We start from the raw sequence: 16,366 nt of genomic DNA on the forward strand, positions 1-16,366 counted from the left end.
AGATGTGTATAAGAGTCAGCCCCGCGAACCCGCGCACGACCTTCGGCCGGGCCGCCCCGACCTGAGCGCGTTCCCGACCGCCGCGTGGCTGCGCTCGACGCGCCGGGTCCTAGCGTCCGCGCCGCCCGGCGCGCACGCGCTCGGCGACCCGCGCGGCCGCCCCGAACTGCGCGCGGCCCTCGCCGGCTACCTCGGCCGGACGCGGGGCGTCCGGGCCGACCCCGCCCGGATCGTGATCACCTCCGGGTACGCCCAGGCCCTCGGCCTCCTCGCCGCCGTCCTGCGGGACGCGGGCACCTCGGCGATCGCGATGGAGGAACCGGGCCACTTCTTCCACCGCGCCATCGTCGGCCGCGCCGGGCTCGGCGTCGTCCCGCTCCCCGTGGACGGCGAGGGCGCCCGCCCCGAGGGCCTCGACCGGGCCGGCGCGGCCGTCCTCACCCCGGCGCACCAGTACCCGTCCGGCGCGACCCTCCACCCGGACCGCCGCCGCGCCTTCGCCGCCTGGGCCCGCGACACCGGCGCGCTCATCGTCGAGGACGACTACGACGGCGAGTTCCGCTACGACCGGCAGCCCGTCGGCGCCCTCCAGGGCATGGCCCCGGACCACGTCGTCTACGGCGGCACCGCGTCCAAGACCCTCGCCCCGGCACTGCGCCTCGCCTGGCTCGTGCTGCCCGCGCACCTCGTCGAGCCCTTCGCCGAGGCGAAGCTCCTCGCCGACGCGCACACGCAGTCGCTCGCCCAGCTCGTCCTCGCCGACCTCATCGGCGGCCACGCCTACGACCGGCACGTCCGCGCGTCCCGGCTCCGCTACCGGCGCCGCCGCGACCTGCTGGTGGAGACGCTGCTCGCCCGCGTGCCGCACGTCCGCGTCCAGGGCATCGCCGCCGGCCTGCACGCCCTGGTCCTGCTCCCGCCGGGCGGCCCCGACGAAGACGAGATCATGGACCGCGCCGCGTCCCGCGACCTCGCCCTCATGCCCCTCCGCGCCCACTGGCACGACCCGGCCGACCGCCCGCAGGGCTTCATCATCGGCTACAGCACGCCCCTCGCCTCCGCCTACAAGCCCGCCCTGGACGCCCTGTGCGCCGTCCTGGGGTCCTGAGCCCATCGCGCTCCGCCCTAGGGTTGACGCATGCCCAGCAGCGTCACCCTCCTGACCGGCCCGCCGGGCGCCGGCAAGTCGACGGTCGCGGCGCGGATCGCCCGCCGCCATCCCAAGGCCGTCCACCTGCACACCGACGACTTCTGGCACTACATCGCCGCCGGAGCGATCCCGCCCTACGAGCCCGCGTCCCGCGCGCAGAACGAGACCGTCATGGACGTCATCGCCGGCGCCGCGTTCACCTACGCGGCCGGAGGGTTCACCACGGTCGTGGACGGGGTCGTCGGCCCGTGGATGCTCGGCCACTTCCGCGAGCAGGCACGGCTCCACCCGCGGGTGCCCGTCCACTACGCGGTCCTGCGCCCGGCGCGCGACGTCGCGCTCGCCCGCGCCCAGGCGCGGACCGCGCCGGACGCGCTGGTGGACCGGCACCCGATCCTGACGATGTGGGACCAGTTCGCCGACCTCGGCGAACTGGAGCCCCACGTCCTCGACACCTCCGCCGAGGACGCCGCCGGGACCGAGCGCCGCGTCGCGGAGGCCATCGCCTCCGGCCGCCTCCGGCTGCGCCTCTGACCTCAGCCCGGAGTTCGAGAAGATGTGGCTGGAGCACGGGGTGGAGGAGTGGTCCGCCGGCGACGGCAGCTTCGTCCTGCACCATCCGGAGGTGGGCGTCATGGAACTCGACTACCAGCGCGTCCTGCTGCCCGACGAGCCGGGGCTGAGCATCCTGCTGTACTCGGCCGAGCCGGACACGCCGGCCTGGGAGCGGCTCCGCCGCCTCGCCGCCCGCGCCGCGCCGGACATCTCGTTCCACTGACCCCGGAGCCGCGCCAGCGCCACGGCGTCGGCCACGCCCTCGCGCAGCGCCGCCGCCCCCGTCTCCGGGGTGGCGGGGAAGGAGTCGGCGGTCGGGTGCGGGCACAGGACGAGCCGCCCCGGCCACTCCTCCCGGACGATCCGGGTGACGTCGCGGGTGAGCAGCTCGAAGACGTGCAGGTAGGCCAGCGGCGTGCGAACCGGATCCGGCCCGGGATGGAGCCGCCGTAGCCGTCCGTGCGCCGGTTGGTGCCGTCGCAGAGGAACTGGTGCAGCAGGAAGCCGTTCGCGCCGTGCACCTCCACCTCGTCGAAGCCCGCGTCCATGGCGTTGCGGGCCGCGGCGGCGAAGTCGGCGACGGTGGCGGCGATGTCGCCGGCGGTCATCTCCCGCGGCGTCGGATGGTCCAGCATGCCGTCCGGGGTGAACAGCTGCTCGCCGGACGGGACCGCCGAGGGCGCGACGGGCACGGCGCCGTCGCGGTACAGGACCGGATGCCCGATCCGGCCGCAGTGCACGAGCTGCGCGACGATCGTCCCGCCCTCGGCGTGCACGGCCTCGGTGACCCGCCGCCACGCCGCGACCTGCTCGGCGGTGTGCAGCCCGGGCGTCTGGATGTAGCCCTGCCCGATGTCGCTGACCTGGATCGCCTCGGTCACGATCAGCCCGGCGGAGGCCCGCTGGGCGTAGTACCGCGCGGTCAGGCCGTCCACCCGCCCGCCGGCCGCCCTGCTGCGCGTCATCGGCGCCATCACCAGCCGGTTCGGCGCCTCCAGCTGCCGAGCGTGAGCGGCTCGAAGAGTTCCGGGAACCGATCCACCACGTCCTCCAATACTCTGGGGTTCGGATACGGCCCCAAGCCTGCGGGACGGCGGACGGCGGGCCCAGCACCCGCTTCTGGCTACTCAACCGGTGACCAGGCAACGGCGGCCCCCTTGCGGAGGTCGGCGGGCGGCGCGTCAGGGCAGGATCGCGTCGACGTAGCCGCCGTCCACCCGGAGCGCGCCGCCCGTCGTGGCGGACGCGTGCTCGGAGCCGAGGTAGACGACCATGTTCGCGATCTCCTCCGGCTCGATGAGCCGCCGCAGCAGCGAGTTCGGGCGGTGCTCGGCCATGAAGCGGCGCTGCCGCTCGTCCCACGGCAGTTCGTCGCCGACCATGTCGGCCACGAAGTCCTCGACGCCGCCGGTGTGGGTCGGGCCGGCCAGCACTGTGTTCACCGTGACGCCCGTCCCGGCGACGGCCTTCGCGTAGCCGCGGGACACGGCGAGCAGCGCCGTCTTCGACATGCCGTAGTGCACCATCTCCGCCGGGATCGCCACGGCCGAGTCGCTGGCGATGAACTGCACCCGGCCCCAGCCCCGGTCGACCATGCCGGGCAGGTAGAGGCGGGCGAGGCGGATCCCGGACAGCACGTTGACCTCGAAGTACCGCCGCCACTCCGCGTCGTCGATCTCCAGTGTGGGGCGCGCCTCGAAGATGCCGAGGTTGTTGACCAGGATGTCGACGCCGGGGTGCGCCTCGGTGACCGCCCGCGCGCCCTCGGCGGTGGCGACGTCGGCGGCGACGCCGTGCAGCCGGGCGTCCGGGAGGTCGCCGCGGAGCGCCCGCAGTGCCTCCTCGACGCTTCGCTCGGAACGGCCGTTGATCACTGTGGTGGCCCCGGACCGTGCCAGCCCGGCGGCGATGGCACGGCCGATGCCCTGCGTGGAGCCGCTCACGAAGGCGGTCCGTCCGGTGAGATCGATGCGCATGGCACCGAGCGTTCCCACCGCCGCGACGATCACCCCTGCGGAGGCCGGGGCATCGGCGGAGGCATGGGCATCGGCGGGGGCAGGGGCATCGGCGGCGGCAGGGCCCAGGCCGGCGGCCTCACGCCCTCGATGGCCAGCGCCGGATTGCACAGGCGGAGGCGGTACACCAGGTCGCCGAAGTCCTTGCCCCCGCGCCCGGTGACGTACTTCAAGGACCATGGGGAGTGCCGCGGTTCAGGTGTGAACCTCATGCTCCGCCAGATCCGGAACTCCCCGCCGGTCCAGTGGACGACCGCGGACCCGAACCCGAGGCGCGCCCATCTGGAGACGCTGACCGAGGTGATGCTGCGGGCCTCGACGTCGACATGCTGCCCGAACCCGGTGACGAGCAGGTGGCCTCCGTCCGTCAGCACGACCCGGCGCGCCGGTCCGGACCAGATGAAGGCGCCGGCGAGGACACTGGCGAGGTTCAGCCAGAAGGTCGGCACGCCCGCGTCCATGGCCGGCGTGACGAGCGCGCACAGCACCCCCACGACCAGGACCAGTACGAGGAGGGAGATCCCTCCGGGCGGGGAGCACTGGTAGGTCAGCGAGTACCCGGACTGCTCATCGGACCGCCGCGAGCCGCCTCTGGCCATGGATCGCCCGCCTTCATGCGAGATCGACGCTCATATCAGGAGAGTGACCCACCCCGAGATCACGGGCAAGCCCCGCACCTCCAGGAGTGGTCAGGAATCGAGAAGCGCCGGCCGGCGGGCCGCGCCTAGCGTGAACCGGCATAGAGATCACCACTTACTCGACCTCTCTCCGGGCAGGGAGGGGCTGGAGGTAGTCCGATGACAGAGAGCAATCAGGCGGCCGGCGGGCGCCGGCCCGGGACGCCGGGGGCGCTGTCGCGGTGGATGCAGCACCGCGCGAACGCGCGCATGGCCCGCAAGGTCCGCAAGGGGCGCGGCACGTTCATGGGCATGGACGTGCTGATCCTGAACACGATCGGCTCCCGGAGCGGGCAGCCGCGCGAGACGCCCGTGGCGTGGTTCCCGGACGAGGGAGACGCCCGGCTGATCGTCGCGTCCGGCGGCGGAAGCCGGAACCCGGACTGGTTCGACAACCTGATGGCGAACCCCGACCGGGCGACGATCGAGCTGCCCGGCCGGGAGCCCGTCCCGGTGACGCCGCAGCGCCTCGACGGCGCCGACCGCGAGCGGGCGTGGCGGCGCATCGCCGAGGCGCAGCCGCGCATCGCCAAGTACCAGAGCAAGTCCGAGCGCGAGTACCCGGTCGTCCGCCTCACCGGGCGGTGACCGCCGGGCGGGAGCCGCCGCGGGCCGAGTGTGCGGTGTTGATCATTCTCCTGTTTCATGGACGGTCCGTGATGAAGGGGAGTGGGCATGGCCTGTCGGATCAGTGAGCTGGTGCTCGACTGCCGGGACCCCGAGGCGCTCGCCGCGTTCTGGTGCGAGGTCCTCGGGTACGTGGTGCTCCACCGGGAGGACGGCGACGTCGAGATCGGTCCGCGGGAGGGGTTCGGCGGCCTCCAGCCGACGCTCGTCCTCAGCCGCAGCGAGGCGCCGACCCCCGGGAAGCTGCGGCTGCACATCGACGTGAACGCGACGGACCGGGACCAGGACGCCGAGCTGGAGCGGCTGCTGGCCGCGGGGGCACGGCACGCGGACGTCGGGCAGACCGGGGAGGAGAGCTGGGTCGTCCTCCAGGACCCGGAGGGCAACGAGTTCTGCCTCCTGCGCGCCCGGCTCGGATGATCTCAGGATGTCCTTCGACGAGCTGGCGGACCGGCTGGTGACGGCGGGGCGGGCCGCGTTCCTGCAGGCGCGGGAGCGGAACCGCGGGGAGACCTTCTACAGCTTCGCGCTGTACTCCGATGTGTTCGCGGCCTACATCCTGCCCACGTGCGGAACCGAGGAGGGGCTGCTGCGGGTCGCGGAGCGCTATGTCGCGGAGTTCGGCGGGACGGTGGAGGAGCAGGCCGCCGGGCTGCGGTGGAGCCCGGCCGACTCGCCGTACCACATGCTGGGCGAGGAGCACTTCGAGGGCGTCCTGGAGCTGCTGAACGAGCGCGGCGACCCCTGGCAGCGCCTCGACGACCAGGACCGGGACGCCTTCTACGCGGAGGTCGACGGGCGGTTCGAGGCGTGCTTCCGCGCGCTCGGCCGGCTGGACGAGGAGGGGCTGTTCGGGCGGGGCGCCGAGCGCGAGCGGGTGGTCGTGAACATCCTCCAGGGGGACCAGACCGACGAGGACGTCCTGGGGAACGCGCGGCGGCTCAACCCGGCCGCGGCCTTCGCGCGGCTGGAGCGTGACCTGGGCGCCTGACCGTCACAGCCGGGCCTCGACCTTCGTCAGGATGGCGAGGATCGCCGTCCTGGCGTCCTCGCCGACGCCGTCCAGGGCGGCGCGCGCACGGTCGAGGTGCTCGTGCGCGAGCGCCATCGCCTGGTCGAGGCCGCCGGACGACTGGACGAGCGCGCGCACGGCCGGCAGGTCGTCGGCGGTGAAGTCCGGCGACAGCAGGAGCGCGGCCAGGGCGCCGGAGTCGTCGGCGGCGAGCGCGGCCAGCGTGGGCGCGCCGAAGAGGCCCAGCATGTGGTCGGTGCCGACGGACTTGTCGAGTTCGCCGGGGGTGAGGTCGAGGCAGTCGTCCAGCATCTGGAAGGCGATCCCGAACTCGCGGCCGAACAGCGCGAGCGCCGCGACCTCGGATTCGGCGCGGCCGGCCTCGGCGGCGCCCAGCAGGCAGGTCATCTGGAACAGGACGCCGGTCTTGCGCTCGGTGAGCTCCAGGTAGTCCTGGAGCGGATAGGCGGTGTCGAAGGTCCGCTCGATGTCCAGCAGCTGGCCGTGGGCGAGCTCGCGCAGCGTCCGGCTGACCAGCATGTCGACCCCGGCGCCGAGCTCGGCCGACTCGGTCCCGGCCAGCGCGAAGGCGGCCAGCCCCGCGAGGGACGCCCGTTCGGGGCCGACGAGCGTGTGCGCGGTCGGCTGCCCGCGCCGCAGCGCCGCCCGGTCGACCACGTCGTCGTGGATCAGCGACGCCAGATGGACGAGCTCCACCAGCGCGCCCAGCCTGACCATCCGGGCCGGGTCCACGGGCGCGTCGCCCACGCAGGCCGCGAGCAGGCCCGAGCGCAGGCTCTTGCCCGGGTTGGCCGCCAGCGCCGCCACCGGGCCGCGCAGCGACGGGCCGAGCCCCGCGGCCAGCTCGTCGACGCGCGCCAGGACCCGGGCGGGGTAGTCCGCCTCCGTGCCGGGGGCCGGGCTCTGGACGGCGGTCACGAGGTCGGCTCCGGCGGCATCTGCTTGAAGGGCGCGTTCAACTCGATGCCGTCGGTCGCCTCGACGGCCTCGTAGACCTGGCTGTAGACGGCGGGATTGCTCATGTACGCCACGACCTCCCGCCTGGTCATCCCGAGCGTGGGTTCGAGCGACTGCCGGTACAGCTGGACGGCGAGCTGCACCTCGGGCGGTTTCAGGACACCGCTCTGCGCGAGGCCGCCGATGACGACCTCGGCGTCGTCGAGGTGCTCCTGGGTGACGACCTCCGCGGAATCCGGGTCGTTGAGCACGCCCTCCATGAAGTCGTGATATTTGTCGTAGTACTGCTTTGCGTACACCACTTCGGACGATTGCGCCTGCCGGTCCTTCAACCGGTCTATGAGCGCCTCGGAGTTCACATAGGTGAGTTCGACCAGCAGCCTTCCGGTCATGGTCTGCATGAAGAAGTCGTCGCGCACCTTGTCGGCGATCGGATTGTCCTCGACCAGCGGCAGCCGGTAGTAATCGCTCAGCACCGGAAGTATCTTGCATTCCGACTGGGATTCGGGCATCACATGCGTGTCGCCGTTGCCGCCCGCGAACACGATCGACCCGGAGTCGCCGGCCGCGATGAGGAACTCGGTGTAGATCATGTCCTGGTAGGGGATGTCCCCGATCGGCGTGCTGACGACCGCCTGCACGCCGATCGCGACGATCTCGCTGGAGCTGTAGCCGGTCGTCCGCCCGACCTTCTCGATCTTCATCCCGGGCTGGGGGTCGGCGAGCCCCAGCACCGGCCCCGCGCAGGGCAGGCCGGCCTCCGACACCGCCGCCCGCTGGCCGAGCGGAAGGCGCACGTTGAGGGCCTCCAGCGTGGCGTCCATCCGGGTCAGCAGGTTGCCGCCGAAGGAGTCGCCGGCCGCGGCCATGCCGACGACCGGATGGGTGGCGGAGACGGGCGCCATGAGGTCCTTCGCGACCTCCAGGGTGTAGGCGCTCTGGTCGGTCAGCTGCGCGATCGCGCCGTCGACCCGCGTGCCCGCCGGGCTGATGGGCGCCCAGCGCTTCAGCTTCGCGATGGCGTCCGCCGACGTGCCGCCGTCGTAGGTGCCGGGCTGGACGATCGGCTCGCCGACCTTGCCGCGCCCCATGCGCGCGATCACGTGGTTGCAGGTCAGCAGGCAGACGGTGTCGTCGGTGTTGTCGATGACGAACAGGCCGAGCGTGCCGGCCGTCGTCCCGTCGACGGGGTTGGAGATGCTGGCGCCCTGCCGCGGCGGCCGCATCCGGCCCGTGATCGGGTCGGACACCCCCGCCGGCGCGAGCGGCGCCCGCGCCGGCGCGAGGGCTGTCTGCACCCCGGCGGAGAACGGCCCGGCCTGCTCCACGTCGACCTCGTAGGTCGTGCCGTCGACCTCGACGGTGCGCGGCAGCAGGCGGCGGCGCGACACCAGGGCCTCGCGGCGCTTCTTGCCGACCAGCACGACGACGGCGGGCCGGCCGGTCCACTCCCCGGCGCGGCGGCGGAAGCCGATGCCGACCCCGGTGACGTTCGGGTCGTCGCCGTGGGCGTCGTAGATCTGCTGCCTGGCGCGTTCCAGCCTGCCGTGGTCGTCGGCGCAGAGTTCCATGGTCCTCCGTCGTCGGTTCCTGGTCGCGCCGGTCAGTTCCGGTGCGCGATGGGCTGCGGCTGCCGGCCGAGCCGGTGCTCCCGGCCGAGCCCCCCGAGCCAGATCTCCGCCATGGCGTCGTCGGCCGGGTCGAAGTGGGGCGACAGTGTCGCGACGCCGAGCGCCACGAACGCCCGGAGGTCCTTCTGGGCCGCGTCGCCGGCCTGCGCCGCGTGCCGTCCGATGCCCGCCAGCAGGCGCCCCTGCGGCGCGCCGAACAGGCCCTGCGCGATCAGCGCGTCCGCGCCGGCCCGCGCCCGTGCGAGGCGCGCGGGGTCGAGCCGCCGCTCGGCGGCCAGCAGGCGGGCCGCGGTGACGCGGGCCGTCCCGCGGGCGGACTCGCCGAAGCCGCGGAACTCGATCGGGTAGACGGCGCCGGCCCGCGCCGCCTGCAGCAGCATCTCCCGCTGCCGGTCGAGCGGTGCCGCGGGCGGCGCGGGCGCGGCGCCGGCGCCCGGCGTGCTCGCGGCGGCCGCGTGCCCGGACGGGACGGACCCGGACCCGGCCAGGGTCGACCCGGCGGCGACCGCGACGGAGCCGGCGATCGCCGTCCGGCCGAGGAACCGGCGGCGGGTGACGGGGGCGGGCGGCCTGTCGCGATCAGGCGGTGCGGTGTGTGCGGCGGAGTCCATCTGACCACCGTTCCGTAGCCGGGCGGGCGCCCGAGTCGATCATCAGGCGCACGCTAACCCGGAGATCGCTAAACATGGGAATGTTGACCGAATTCGGCCGTATGTGCCCCGAATGGGGGCCGGCTTGGCGAAATTCGCCAAGGAAAGTCCGGGGGGTCGGCAGTAAATGTCAAGCGCGCGCCCGGCCGTTGACACCAAGATCGTCAAATGTTCCGATCATGGCGATTGCGTCCGGGGCGTTCGCACACATCCGATGCGAGGGCTCTTCTCCTGGCTGGGGGATGTGCATGCGGCAGCGCGGCCTTTTCATCGCGGGAACCTGCGTCGTCGCCTTCGCGGCATCGTCGGCGGTGGCGCCGGCGGCGCCCGCCGCGGCACCCGGCCGCTGGGTGGCGATGGGCGACTCCTACCAGGCCGGCGTCGGCGCCGGCGACTACCTCTCCGCCAGCGGCGACTGCAGCCGGTCGCCGTGGGCGTACGCCCCGCTGCTCGCGAAGGACGGCGTGCTCGGCGGCAACCTCTCGTTCGTCGCGTGCAGCGGCGCCACCATCGCCGACGTCCGCAACGGCAAGTCGGGGGAGGCGTCCCAGCTCGCCACGCTCGGCGATGACGTCTCGCACGTGACGCTCGGGGTCTCCGGCAACGACATGGGATTCGCCGACACCGTCCAGGCGTGCATCAAGGTCTCGGCGATCAGGACGTGCGAGGCATCCCAGGACCCCGGGCTCCAGGCGGCGTTCGCCAAGCTCGACGAGGGCACCGCGCAGAACGCCAACCTGCTGCAGGCGGTCTTCAAGCAGGTACGGGAGCGCTCCCCCCAGGCGAAGATCTTTGTGCCGACCTACCCCAAGTTCTTCCCCGACGAGGGAGGGTCCGACGGCACCTCGACCGTCCCGCTCCCGGTGAAGCGCTGCCAGATGATCCGGCTCACCGACCAGCTGTGGATGAACCAGTGGGTGCAGCGCCTCGACAACTACCTCGTCACCTCGGCCACCGTCGCCGGGGCCGTGCCCGTCGACCTCTACCACTCGACGGACGGCCACGAGATCTGCCCGCCCAAGGGCCAGGAGCGGTTCCTCAACGGGATCGTGCCCAGGAGCATCAACGACTCGTTCCACCCGACCCGGGCCGGCTACGCCAACACCGCCTGCATCATCAAGGAGGCGTTCCTGCGGCCGACCGCCGCGCCGCGGGTGGCGGGCGACGCGGGCGTGACCCGGCAGGCGTCCGACGTCACCGTCCAGCCGGGGCAGAAGGTCCAGGTCCCGGTGACGCTGCGGGGCGGCGGCCTCGGCGCCGGGTTCGGCGCGACCTGGGCGGAGGGGGACGTCAAGGTGCGGGTGCTGGCGCCGGACGGCGCGCAGGCGCCCCGCGCCCGGCACCGCCGCAACAGCACCAAGCGGGCCGTCTACGACAGCGTGTACGTGCCCGGCGCCGCGGCGGGCGGCTGGAAGGTCGAGCTGACCGGCGGTGACCGCCCGGCGAAGGTCCGCGTGACGACGACCGAGCTGGCCAAGCCCAAGAGCCCTCCGGTGGCGAAGGCGACCGTGACGCGGACCGGCCCCCGCACGGTCGTCCTGGACGCCTCCGGGTCGTCCGGCTCGGCCGGCGGCGAGGTGAAGCGCTACCTGTGGGAGTTCGCCGACGGGACGTTCGCGACGGGCGCGAAGGTCACCCACACCTACACCGCGCCGGGCACCTACGTCGCCAGCCTCGCGGTCACCGGCGACGACGGCCAGCTCGGGTTCGACGCGGCCGCGCCCGTCACGATCGGCGAATGACCTGCGGTCGCGGAGGCCGGGCGTGGACGTGCAGGCCAGGACGGCGGCGCTGACGGTGCCCGCCTGCGTGCTGGTGGCCGTCGCGGGGCTGCTGGTGCTCAAGGGCGCGTACGACTGGTCCGGCCAGCCCGCCCGCGTCGCGGAGCGGCCGCTCCAGCACGACCGGGTGGTCGTCTACCTGGCCGCCGCCGGGACCGCCGCCGGCGCCCTGCTGCTCCTCCTCGCCGGAGAGCGCGGCCCCGCCCTCGCCGTGCTGGTCACCGCGCTCGTCCCCGCGCTGCTGGTCGCGCCGGGCGTCGCCCATGACACCGCCGCCTTCCTGCCGTGCCTGATCACGATGCCGGTGGGCGTGGCGATGGCGCTGCGCACGGTCCTGGTGCCGAGGACGCCGGTGACGCTCCTCGCGGTGGTGGTGTTCGCCGTGGTCGCCGTCGCGGGGAGCATCCTGCTGGCCGCCGTGTCGGACGCCGTGCCCTTCATGAGCTCGTTCAGCGAGGAGGAGGCGCACCGGCAGGCGACCGCGCGCCTGGTGGCGGGCTTGGCGGGCGTGGCCCTGACGGCGGCGCCGGTGCTGCTGCTGTTCGCAGGCCACAAGGCCGGCGCGGCGCTCACCGCGCCGTTCGTGCTGGCGGCGCTCGTCACCGTCGTCGACACGCAGACCCTGGCGCCCTGGCTGCTGTACGCCGTCGCCGGGCCGCCGGCCTTGGGCGCGTCCGTCCACGTCCTGTTCACCGACCGATGACGGTCGCCGACACACTGGAGATGCCTGTGACCGAGCCGGTCGATGTGCTGGTCGCCGGCGGCGGCCCCGCCGGAGCCGCTGCCGCCGCCGCCCTCGCCCGCCGGGGCCTGCGGACGCTGCTGGTGGACGCCCCGTCCGGGGGAACGGTCCACGACGTGCTCGTCAGCGGCCCGGCCCGCCACGCGCTGACGGCGCTCGGCGGCTGGGACGAGGCGTTCCCGCGCCCGGCCGGGGAGCTCGACCTGTGGTTCGGCGCCCGCACCCGGCGCGTGATCGACGACGCCGGGATGGCCGTGTGCGACCGCGACCGGCTGCTGGCGTCGCTACGCCGCGCTGCGACCGAGGCGGGTGCCGTGCCGCTGGCCGGACAGGTGGCGGACCTGCGCCGCACCGCCGACGGGCACCGCGCGGTCCTCGCCGACGGGACGGTGATCAACGCTCGCCACGCCGTCCTCGCCACCGGCCCGGCGCCGAACGACGCGTCCGGCGGAGAAGGGGCCCGTCTGCAGTGCGCGCAGCGCTTCACCGGCGCCGCGCCCGGCGGGCGGATCGTCCTCCAGCTCGTCACGCCCGCGGGCAACGACCCCAAGGCCCAGCCGTCCTGCGTCTGGGTGCTGCCCGGCTCCGGCGGCGGGTTCACCATCGGCGTCACCGGCGGCGGCCCGGACGCCGGGTCCCTGATGGCCGGGGCGCTCGCCGGGCTCGCCGAGGCCGACCCCCGGTTCGCCGGAATCCGCCCGGACGGCCCGCTGTCGTGGGGCCCGGTCGACAGCGGCTTCGCCCCCGAGCGCGCGGCCGAGGACGGCCGCCTGGCGGTCGGCGACGCCGCCGGCCTCGTCAACCCGTTCACCGGCGAGGGGCTCAGCTACGCGGTGCAGAGCGGCCTGCTCGCCGCCGAGTCCATCGCCCGGCACCCCGGCGACCCCGGGAAGGCCGCGGGCGCCTACCGCGCGGCGCTCACCCGCGCGTTCGTCGGCTACTTCGAGACGGCCCGGCACGCGGCCCGGCGGTACCACCTCGCCTGGCGGGTGCTCGCCGCGACCGCCGAGAGCGACCATCCGTTCTTCGGCAAGGGCCGCCGCGCCGTGCTGCTGCCCGAGGGCATCGCGGGCGTGACCGCCGCCGAGCCCCTCGACCCGGGCCCGCGCGAGTCGCTGGTGCTGCGGCCGTTCCTCGCGGGCTGCGACGAGGTGTCGGTCGCGGCGGTCCGGGGCGAGTGGCCGTTCATCGCGCGGATGCTCATCACCGGGGCCGGCCCCACCCACCGCCGCCTGCGCCCGGCGGCGCTGCTGTGCGCCGGCCTCATGAGCACCGGCGGGTTCCCCGACATCGGGCACGCCCCGACCGGTTCGGCGATCGAGCTGGCGTCGCTCGGCGGGCTGGCCTTCCTCGGCCCGGCGGCGCCCGCGCCGCCCGGCGGGCGCGGCGTCGACTGGGCGTCGGCCACCACCGTCCTCGCCGGGGACTTCCTCCTCGCCCAGGCGTGCACGCTGGTCGCCGAGCACGCGCCCGAGCTGTCGTGGTCGTTCTCCGACTGGCTCGCGGAGCTGACGGTGCTGCGGGCCCGGTACCTGGACGGGGCCCCGGGCACCTCGGCCACCGACGTGTTCGCGGCGATGTTCGAGTACCCGCTGCGGGCCGGCGCGCTGCTGGCGGACGCCCCCTCCGCGACCGTCGCCCCGCTCCGCGAGTTCGGACGGCACTGCGGCCGGGTCTTCGTCCACGCCGAGGACGTCCTGGCCGTCCGCGGCCTGCGCACCCGCCTGGACACCTCGCTGGGGGCGCTGCTCGACGGCCGCGTCTCGGCCCTGCCCGACCTGCTCGGCGCGCCCGGCCTCACCGCCGGCCAGGTCGCCGCCGACCCGCGGCTGCGCGACGAGGCCCTCGCCGTCGCGGTCGCCGCCTGCCGGGAGGAACTGGAACTCGCGCGGAAGGCCGCGGCCGAGGTGGCGGAGGAGATGCCCGCGCGCATCCTGCGGAGCTTCGCCGAGGCGATGGCCGCGCCCGCCCTGGACGTCCCCGCCTCGGCCGGGGCGCGCTCATGACGGACGCGTTCGAGGTGCTGCACGCGCTGTGCGTGAAGGGCATGGCCGGGACGGCGCATCTCAGCCTGATGACCGGGAGGCCGGAGTCCGCCGTCCTGCCCGCGGTGCGGGACCTCGCCGCCGCGGGCGCCGCGGTCTTCGTCACCGCCCGCGAGCTGTGGCGGGTCACCGATCCGGGCCGGTCGCGGCACGCCGCGGAGGTGCGCGCCGACCTCACCCCCGACGCCGCCAGGGTGCTGCACGCCTGCCACGACCGGTTCGTCCCCCTCGACCTCCGCGTGAAGGAGCTGTGCACCCGCTGGCAGCGAAAGGAGGCCGCCGAGGCGGACGTCCGAACGGAATTGGCTGACCTGCACCGGGAACTGCTCACGGTGGCGGCGGACATGGCCGGCGCCCGAGGCCGCTACGCCGGGTACGCGAGCCGCCTCACCGCCGCCCGCGACCGCTTCGAGGCCGGGGACGCCAGGGCGCTCACGGGCGTCCTTTGCGATTCGTACCACGAGGTCTGGATGGAACTGCACCGCGACCTGCGGCTCACCCTGGACCTGCCGTGACCGCCGGGCTCCTGGACTGGCTCGACGCGCCGTCGGAGTCGACCGGCCTGCGTTTCCTCGCCGAGGACGGGACGTGGGAGACCGTCTCCTACGCGGCACTGGCCGGGCACGTCCGCGCCACCGCCCGCGACCTGCGCGACTGCGGCCTCACCACGGGACAGGCCGTGGTGATCCTGCGCCGGACCGGGCCCGGGTTCGCCGCCGCGTTCTTCGGGACCCTCGTCGCGGGCGGCACCCCCGCGCCGCTCGCGCCGCCCGCAGCCCTCGGCGGCGCCCGCCGGTGGCGCGAGCACGCCGCCCACGTGATCGCCGAGTCCGGCGCGGCCCTGGTGCTCGCGGACCCGGACCTGGCCGGGACCGCGACCGCCGCCGCCGGGCCGGGACGCGCCGTCCTAGCGCCCTCGACCGCGGCCGACGCCCCGCCCGGATCATGGCCGCCCGCCGGGACGGCCCTGCTGCAGTTCACCTCCGGATCGCGCGGCAAGGTCCGCGGCGTCCGCGTGAGCCGGGGCAACCTGGAGGCCAACATCGCGATGATCGGGCGGCGCTGGGCCGGCCGGTCCGCCGGAACCGGCGTGCCCTGGCTGCCGCTCCACCACGACCTCGGGCTGGTCTTCGGGCTGCTCACCCCGGTCGTGCGGGGCGAGCCGGTCGCGCTGATGCGGCCCGAGCAGTTCGTCCAGAACCCGCTGCGCTGGCTCCGCGAGCACCACGCCCGGCCCGGCATGGTGATGCTGATGCCGAACTTCGGCCTGGAGTACGTCGTGCGGCGCGTCCGGCCCGAGCGGCTCGCCGGGCTCGACCTGTCCGGGGTCGAGGCGGTCGTCACCGGCGCCGAGCGGGTGCGCCTCGACACCGCCGCCGCGTTCCTGGACCTGCTGGCCCCCTGCGGCCTGCGGCCGTCGGCGCTGCGCCCCGCCTACGGGCTGGCCGAGGCGACGCTCGGCGTCACCTGCGCGCCGCTGGGCCGCGCCGCGCCGGCCGTCGCGGTCGCCCCCGGACCCCTCCGGATGGGGGAGCCGCTGCCGCTGCTCGGCTCGGCGGAGGTCTCCCGGCGCGCACCCGCCGGCCCCGGCGTCTGGCACGTCGGCTGCGGGACGCCCCTCGATGGGCTCACCGTGCGGATCGTCGACGACGCCGGCCGCCCCGTCCCGGACGGGAGCCTCGGCGAGATCACCGTGTCCGGCCCGTCGGTGGCGCTGGGCCACACCAGCGCGCAGGAGGACCCCGCCACCCGGTTCGAGGACGGCGTGCTGCGCACCGGCGACGCGGGCTTCATGACCGGCGGGGAGCTCTACGTCGTGGGCCGCATCGGCGACAGCCTCCAGGTGCGGGGCCGCAACGTGTACGTGGAGGAGCTGGAGGCGGCCCTCGCCGAGGAGGGCCTGCTGGCCCGGCGGCGGACCGCGGTCCTCGCCGGGTACTTGGACGACGATCCCGTGGTGTGCGTGCTCACCGCCGCGCCGTCCGCGGAGGGCGTCGCCGCGTGCCTCGCCCCGCTCGTGGGCCCGGACGTGTCCGTGCGGGTCGTGCGGGTGAGGGCCGCCGCGATCGAGCTGACCTCCAGCGGCAAGCCGCGCCGCCGCTCGATGTGGCGGAAGCTGCTCGCGGGGGAGATCGACGGCCCGCTGCTGTCCTCGTCCGAGCCCGCGGGGGCCGGGCGGTGACCGGGCCGCTCTACGCGGCCGGCCTCACGGGCCCGCACGTGGACGCCTTCCGGGACCGCGTGCGCGCCGCCGTCCGGGACGAGATCATGCCGCTGACCCCGGCGGCGGAGGAGGCCGGCGAGTTCCCCCGCGCGGCGCTGGCCGCGCTGGGCCGGGCCGGGCTCATCCGGGAGCGGTGGACGCCGCTGCCGGGCGGCGATCCCGGCCGCGCCGCGATCCTCGCGGAGGAACTGGCGCGGGCGGGCGGGGTCGGCATCGGCGTGGGCGTCGTCGTGGAGACCGTGGCCGCGGCCCTCGCCCGCTACTGTCGGTCCGTCCTGC

The 16,366-nt window shown here is 74.9% G+C and carries 17 protein-coding genes and 1 pseudogene; 12 read left to right on the forward strand and 6 right to left on the reverse strand.

The genetic code is table 11. The features are described from left to right. The 3 genes from ETD96_RS24765 to ETD96_RS46870 all read left to right on the forward strand — a co-directional run. Positions 1–1,108 (forward strand): aminotransferase-like domain-containing protein (locus tag ETD96_RS24765; RefSeq protein ID WP_138638877.1); only part of this gene is annotated, 1,108 nt, incomplete at its 5' end. Between the two features lie 30 nt (positions 1,109–1,138). Then, the gene (locus tag ETD96_RS24770) at positions 1,139–1,684 is read left to right on the forward strand and encodes an AAA family ATPase (protein ID WP_138638878.1); all 546 of its coding nucleotides are present in this window, start codon (positions 1,139–1,141) and stop codon (positions 1,682–1,684) included. A gap of 22 nt (positions 1,685–1,706) precedes the next feature. Next, a complete protein-coding gene (locus ETD96_RS46870; protein ID WP_240808143.1) occupies positions 1,707–1,928 on the forward strand; it encodes an MmyB family transcriptional regulator in 222 nt (73 codons plus the stop codon). Between the two features lie 250 nt (positions 1,929–2,178). On the opposite strand, the pseudogene ETD96_RS46875 reads toward ETD96_RS46870, so the two are convergent. The 3 genes and pseudogenes from ETD96_RS46875 to ETD96_RS24785 form a co-directional block, all read right to left on the reverse strand. After that, positions 2,179–2,679 (reverse strand): annotated as a pseudogene (locus tag ETD96_RS46875) (oxidoreductase); the annotation flags it as partial. Between the two features lie 207 nt (positions 2,680–2,886). Continuing rightward, positions 2,887–3,681 (reverse strand): SDR family NAD(P)-dependent oxidoreductase, encoded by a 795-nt coding sequence (locus tag ETD96_RS24780; protein ID WP_138638880.1) that lies wholly within the window; start codon positions 3,679–3,681, stop codon positions 2,887–2,889. 29 nt (positions 3,682–3,710) lie between these two features. After that, positions 3,711–4,319 carry a hypothetical protein gene (locus ETD96_RS24785; protein WP_138638881.1) on the reverse strand — a complete coding sequence of 203 codons (609 nt, stop codon included), beginning with the start codon at positions 4,317–4,319 and terminating at the stop codon, positions 3,711–3,713. Between the two features lie 198 nt (positions 4,320–4,517). On the opposite strand from ETD96_RS24785, the gene ETD96_RS24790 reads away from it, so the two are divergent. The 3 genes from ETD96_RS24790 to ETD96_RS24800 all read left to right on the forward strand — a co-directional run bounded on the left by ETD96_RS24790 (position 4,518) and on the right by ETD96_RS24800 (position 6,015). Then, entirely contained in the window at positions 4,518–4,985 is a 468-nt protein-coding gene (locus ETD96_RS24790; protein WP_138638882.1) for a nitroreductase family deazaflavin-dependent oxidoreductase, read from the forward strand. An 87-nt stretch (positions 4,986–5,072) separates the two neighbouring features. Beyond that, positions 5,073–5,444, forward strand: a complete 372-nt coding sequence (locus tag ETD96_RS24795; RefSeq protein WP_138638883.1) for a VOC family protein — start codon at positions 5,073–5,075, stop codon at positions 5,442–5,444. A gap of 7 nt (positions 5,445–5,451) precedes the next feature. Next, positions 5,452–6,015, forward strand: a complete 564-nt coding sequence (locus tag ETD96_RS24800; protein WP_138638884.1) for a DUF4303 domain-containing protein — start codon at positions 5,452–5,454, stop codon at positions 6,013–6,015. Positions 6,016–6,018: 3 nt separating this feature from the next. Here the strand turns inward: ETD96_RS24800 and ETD96_RS46030 are convergent, their stop codons facing one another. From ETD96_RS46030 to ETD96_RS24810, 3 genes are read right to left on the reverse strand one after another with little or no spacing between them, the layout of a single operon-like run. Then, the gene (locus ETD96_RS46030) at positions 6,019–6,975 is read right to left on the reverse strand and encodes a polyprenyl synthetase family protein (protein ID WP_205719442.1); all 957 of its coding nucleotides are present in this window, start codon (positions 6,973–6,975) and stop codon (positions 6,019–6,021) included. Next, positions 6,972–8,585, reverse strand: a complete 1,614-nt coding sequence (locus ETD96_RS46035) for a chymotrypsin family serine protease (RefSeq protein WP_205719443.1) — start codon at positions 8,583–8,585, stop codon at positions 6,972–6,974. Before ETD96_RS46035 ends, ETD96_RS46030 begins: the two co-directional genes overlap by 4 nt. Before the next feature lie 32 nt (positions 8,586–8,617). After that, positions 8,618–9,256 carry a hypothetical protein gene (locus tag ETD96_RS24810; RefSeq protein WP_138638886.1) on the reverse strand — a complete coding sequence of 213 codons (639 nt, stop codon included), beginning with the start codon at positions 9,254–9,256 and terminating at the stop codon, positions 8,618–8,620. Positions 9,257–9,543: 287 nt separating this feature from the next. Between ETD96_RS24810 and ETD96_RS24815 the strand changes: the two genes are divergently transcribed. The 6 genes from ETD96_RS24815 to ETD96_RS24840 form a co-directional block, all read left to right on the forward strand. Continuing rightward, on the forward strand, positions 9,544–11,037 hold the full coding sequence (locus ETD96_RS24815; protein WP_171069209.1) for a PKD domain-containing protein: 1,494 nt from the start codon (positions 9,544–9,546) through the stop codon (positions 11,035–11,037). 22 nt (positions 11,038–11,059) lie between these two features. Continuing rightward, complete coding sequence (locus ETD96_RS24820; RefSeq protein WP_138638888.1) at positions 11,060–11,779, forward strand: hypothetical protein; 720 nt, start codon at positions 11,060–11,062, stop codon at positions 11,777–11,779. Between the two features lie 26 nt (positions 11,780–11,805). After that, positions 11,806–13,824, forward strand: a complete 2,019-nt coding sequence (locus tag ETD96_RS24825) for a lycopene cyclase family protein (RefSeq protein ID WP_171069210.1) — start codon at positions 11,806–11,808, stop codon at positions 13,822–13,824. After that, positions 13,821–14,378, forward strand: coding sequence for a hypothetical protein (locus ETD96_RS24830; protein WP_138638890.1), 558 nt, complete (start codon positions 13,821–13,823; stop codon positions 14,376–14,378). Before ETD96_RS24825 ends, ETD96_RS24830 begins: the two co-directional genes overlap by 4 nt. Then, the gene (locus ETD96_RS24835; protein WP_171069211.1) at positions 14,375–16,045 is read left to right on the forward strand and encodes an AMP-binding protein; all 1,671 of its coding nucleotides are present in this window, start codon (positions 14,375–14,377) and stop codon (positions 16,043–16,045) included. Before ETD96_RS24830 ends, ETD96_RS24835 begins: the two co-directional genes overlap by 4 nt. Next, the coding region (locus ETD96_RS24840; RefSeq protein ID WP_171069212.1) for an acyl-CoA dehydrogenase family protein at positions 16,042–16,366 on the forward strand (325 nt) is incomplete at its 3' end. The genes ETD96_RS24835 and ETD96_RS24840, both read left to right, overlap by 4 nt.

Source organism: Actinomadura geliboluensis (assembly GCF_005889745.1).
Lineage (GTDB): Bacteria > Actinomycetota > Actinomycetes > Streptosporangiales > Streptosporangiaceae > Spirillospora > Spirillospora geliboluensis.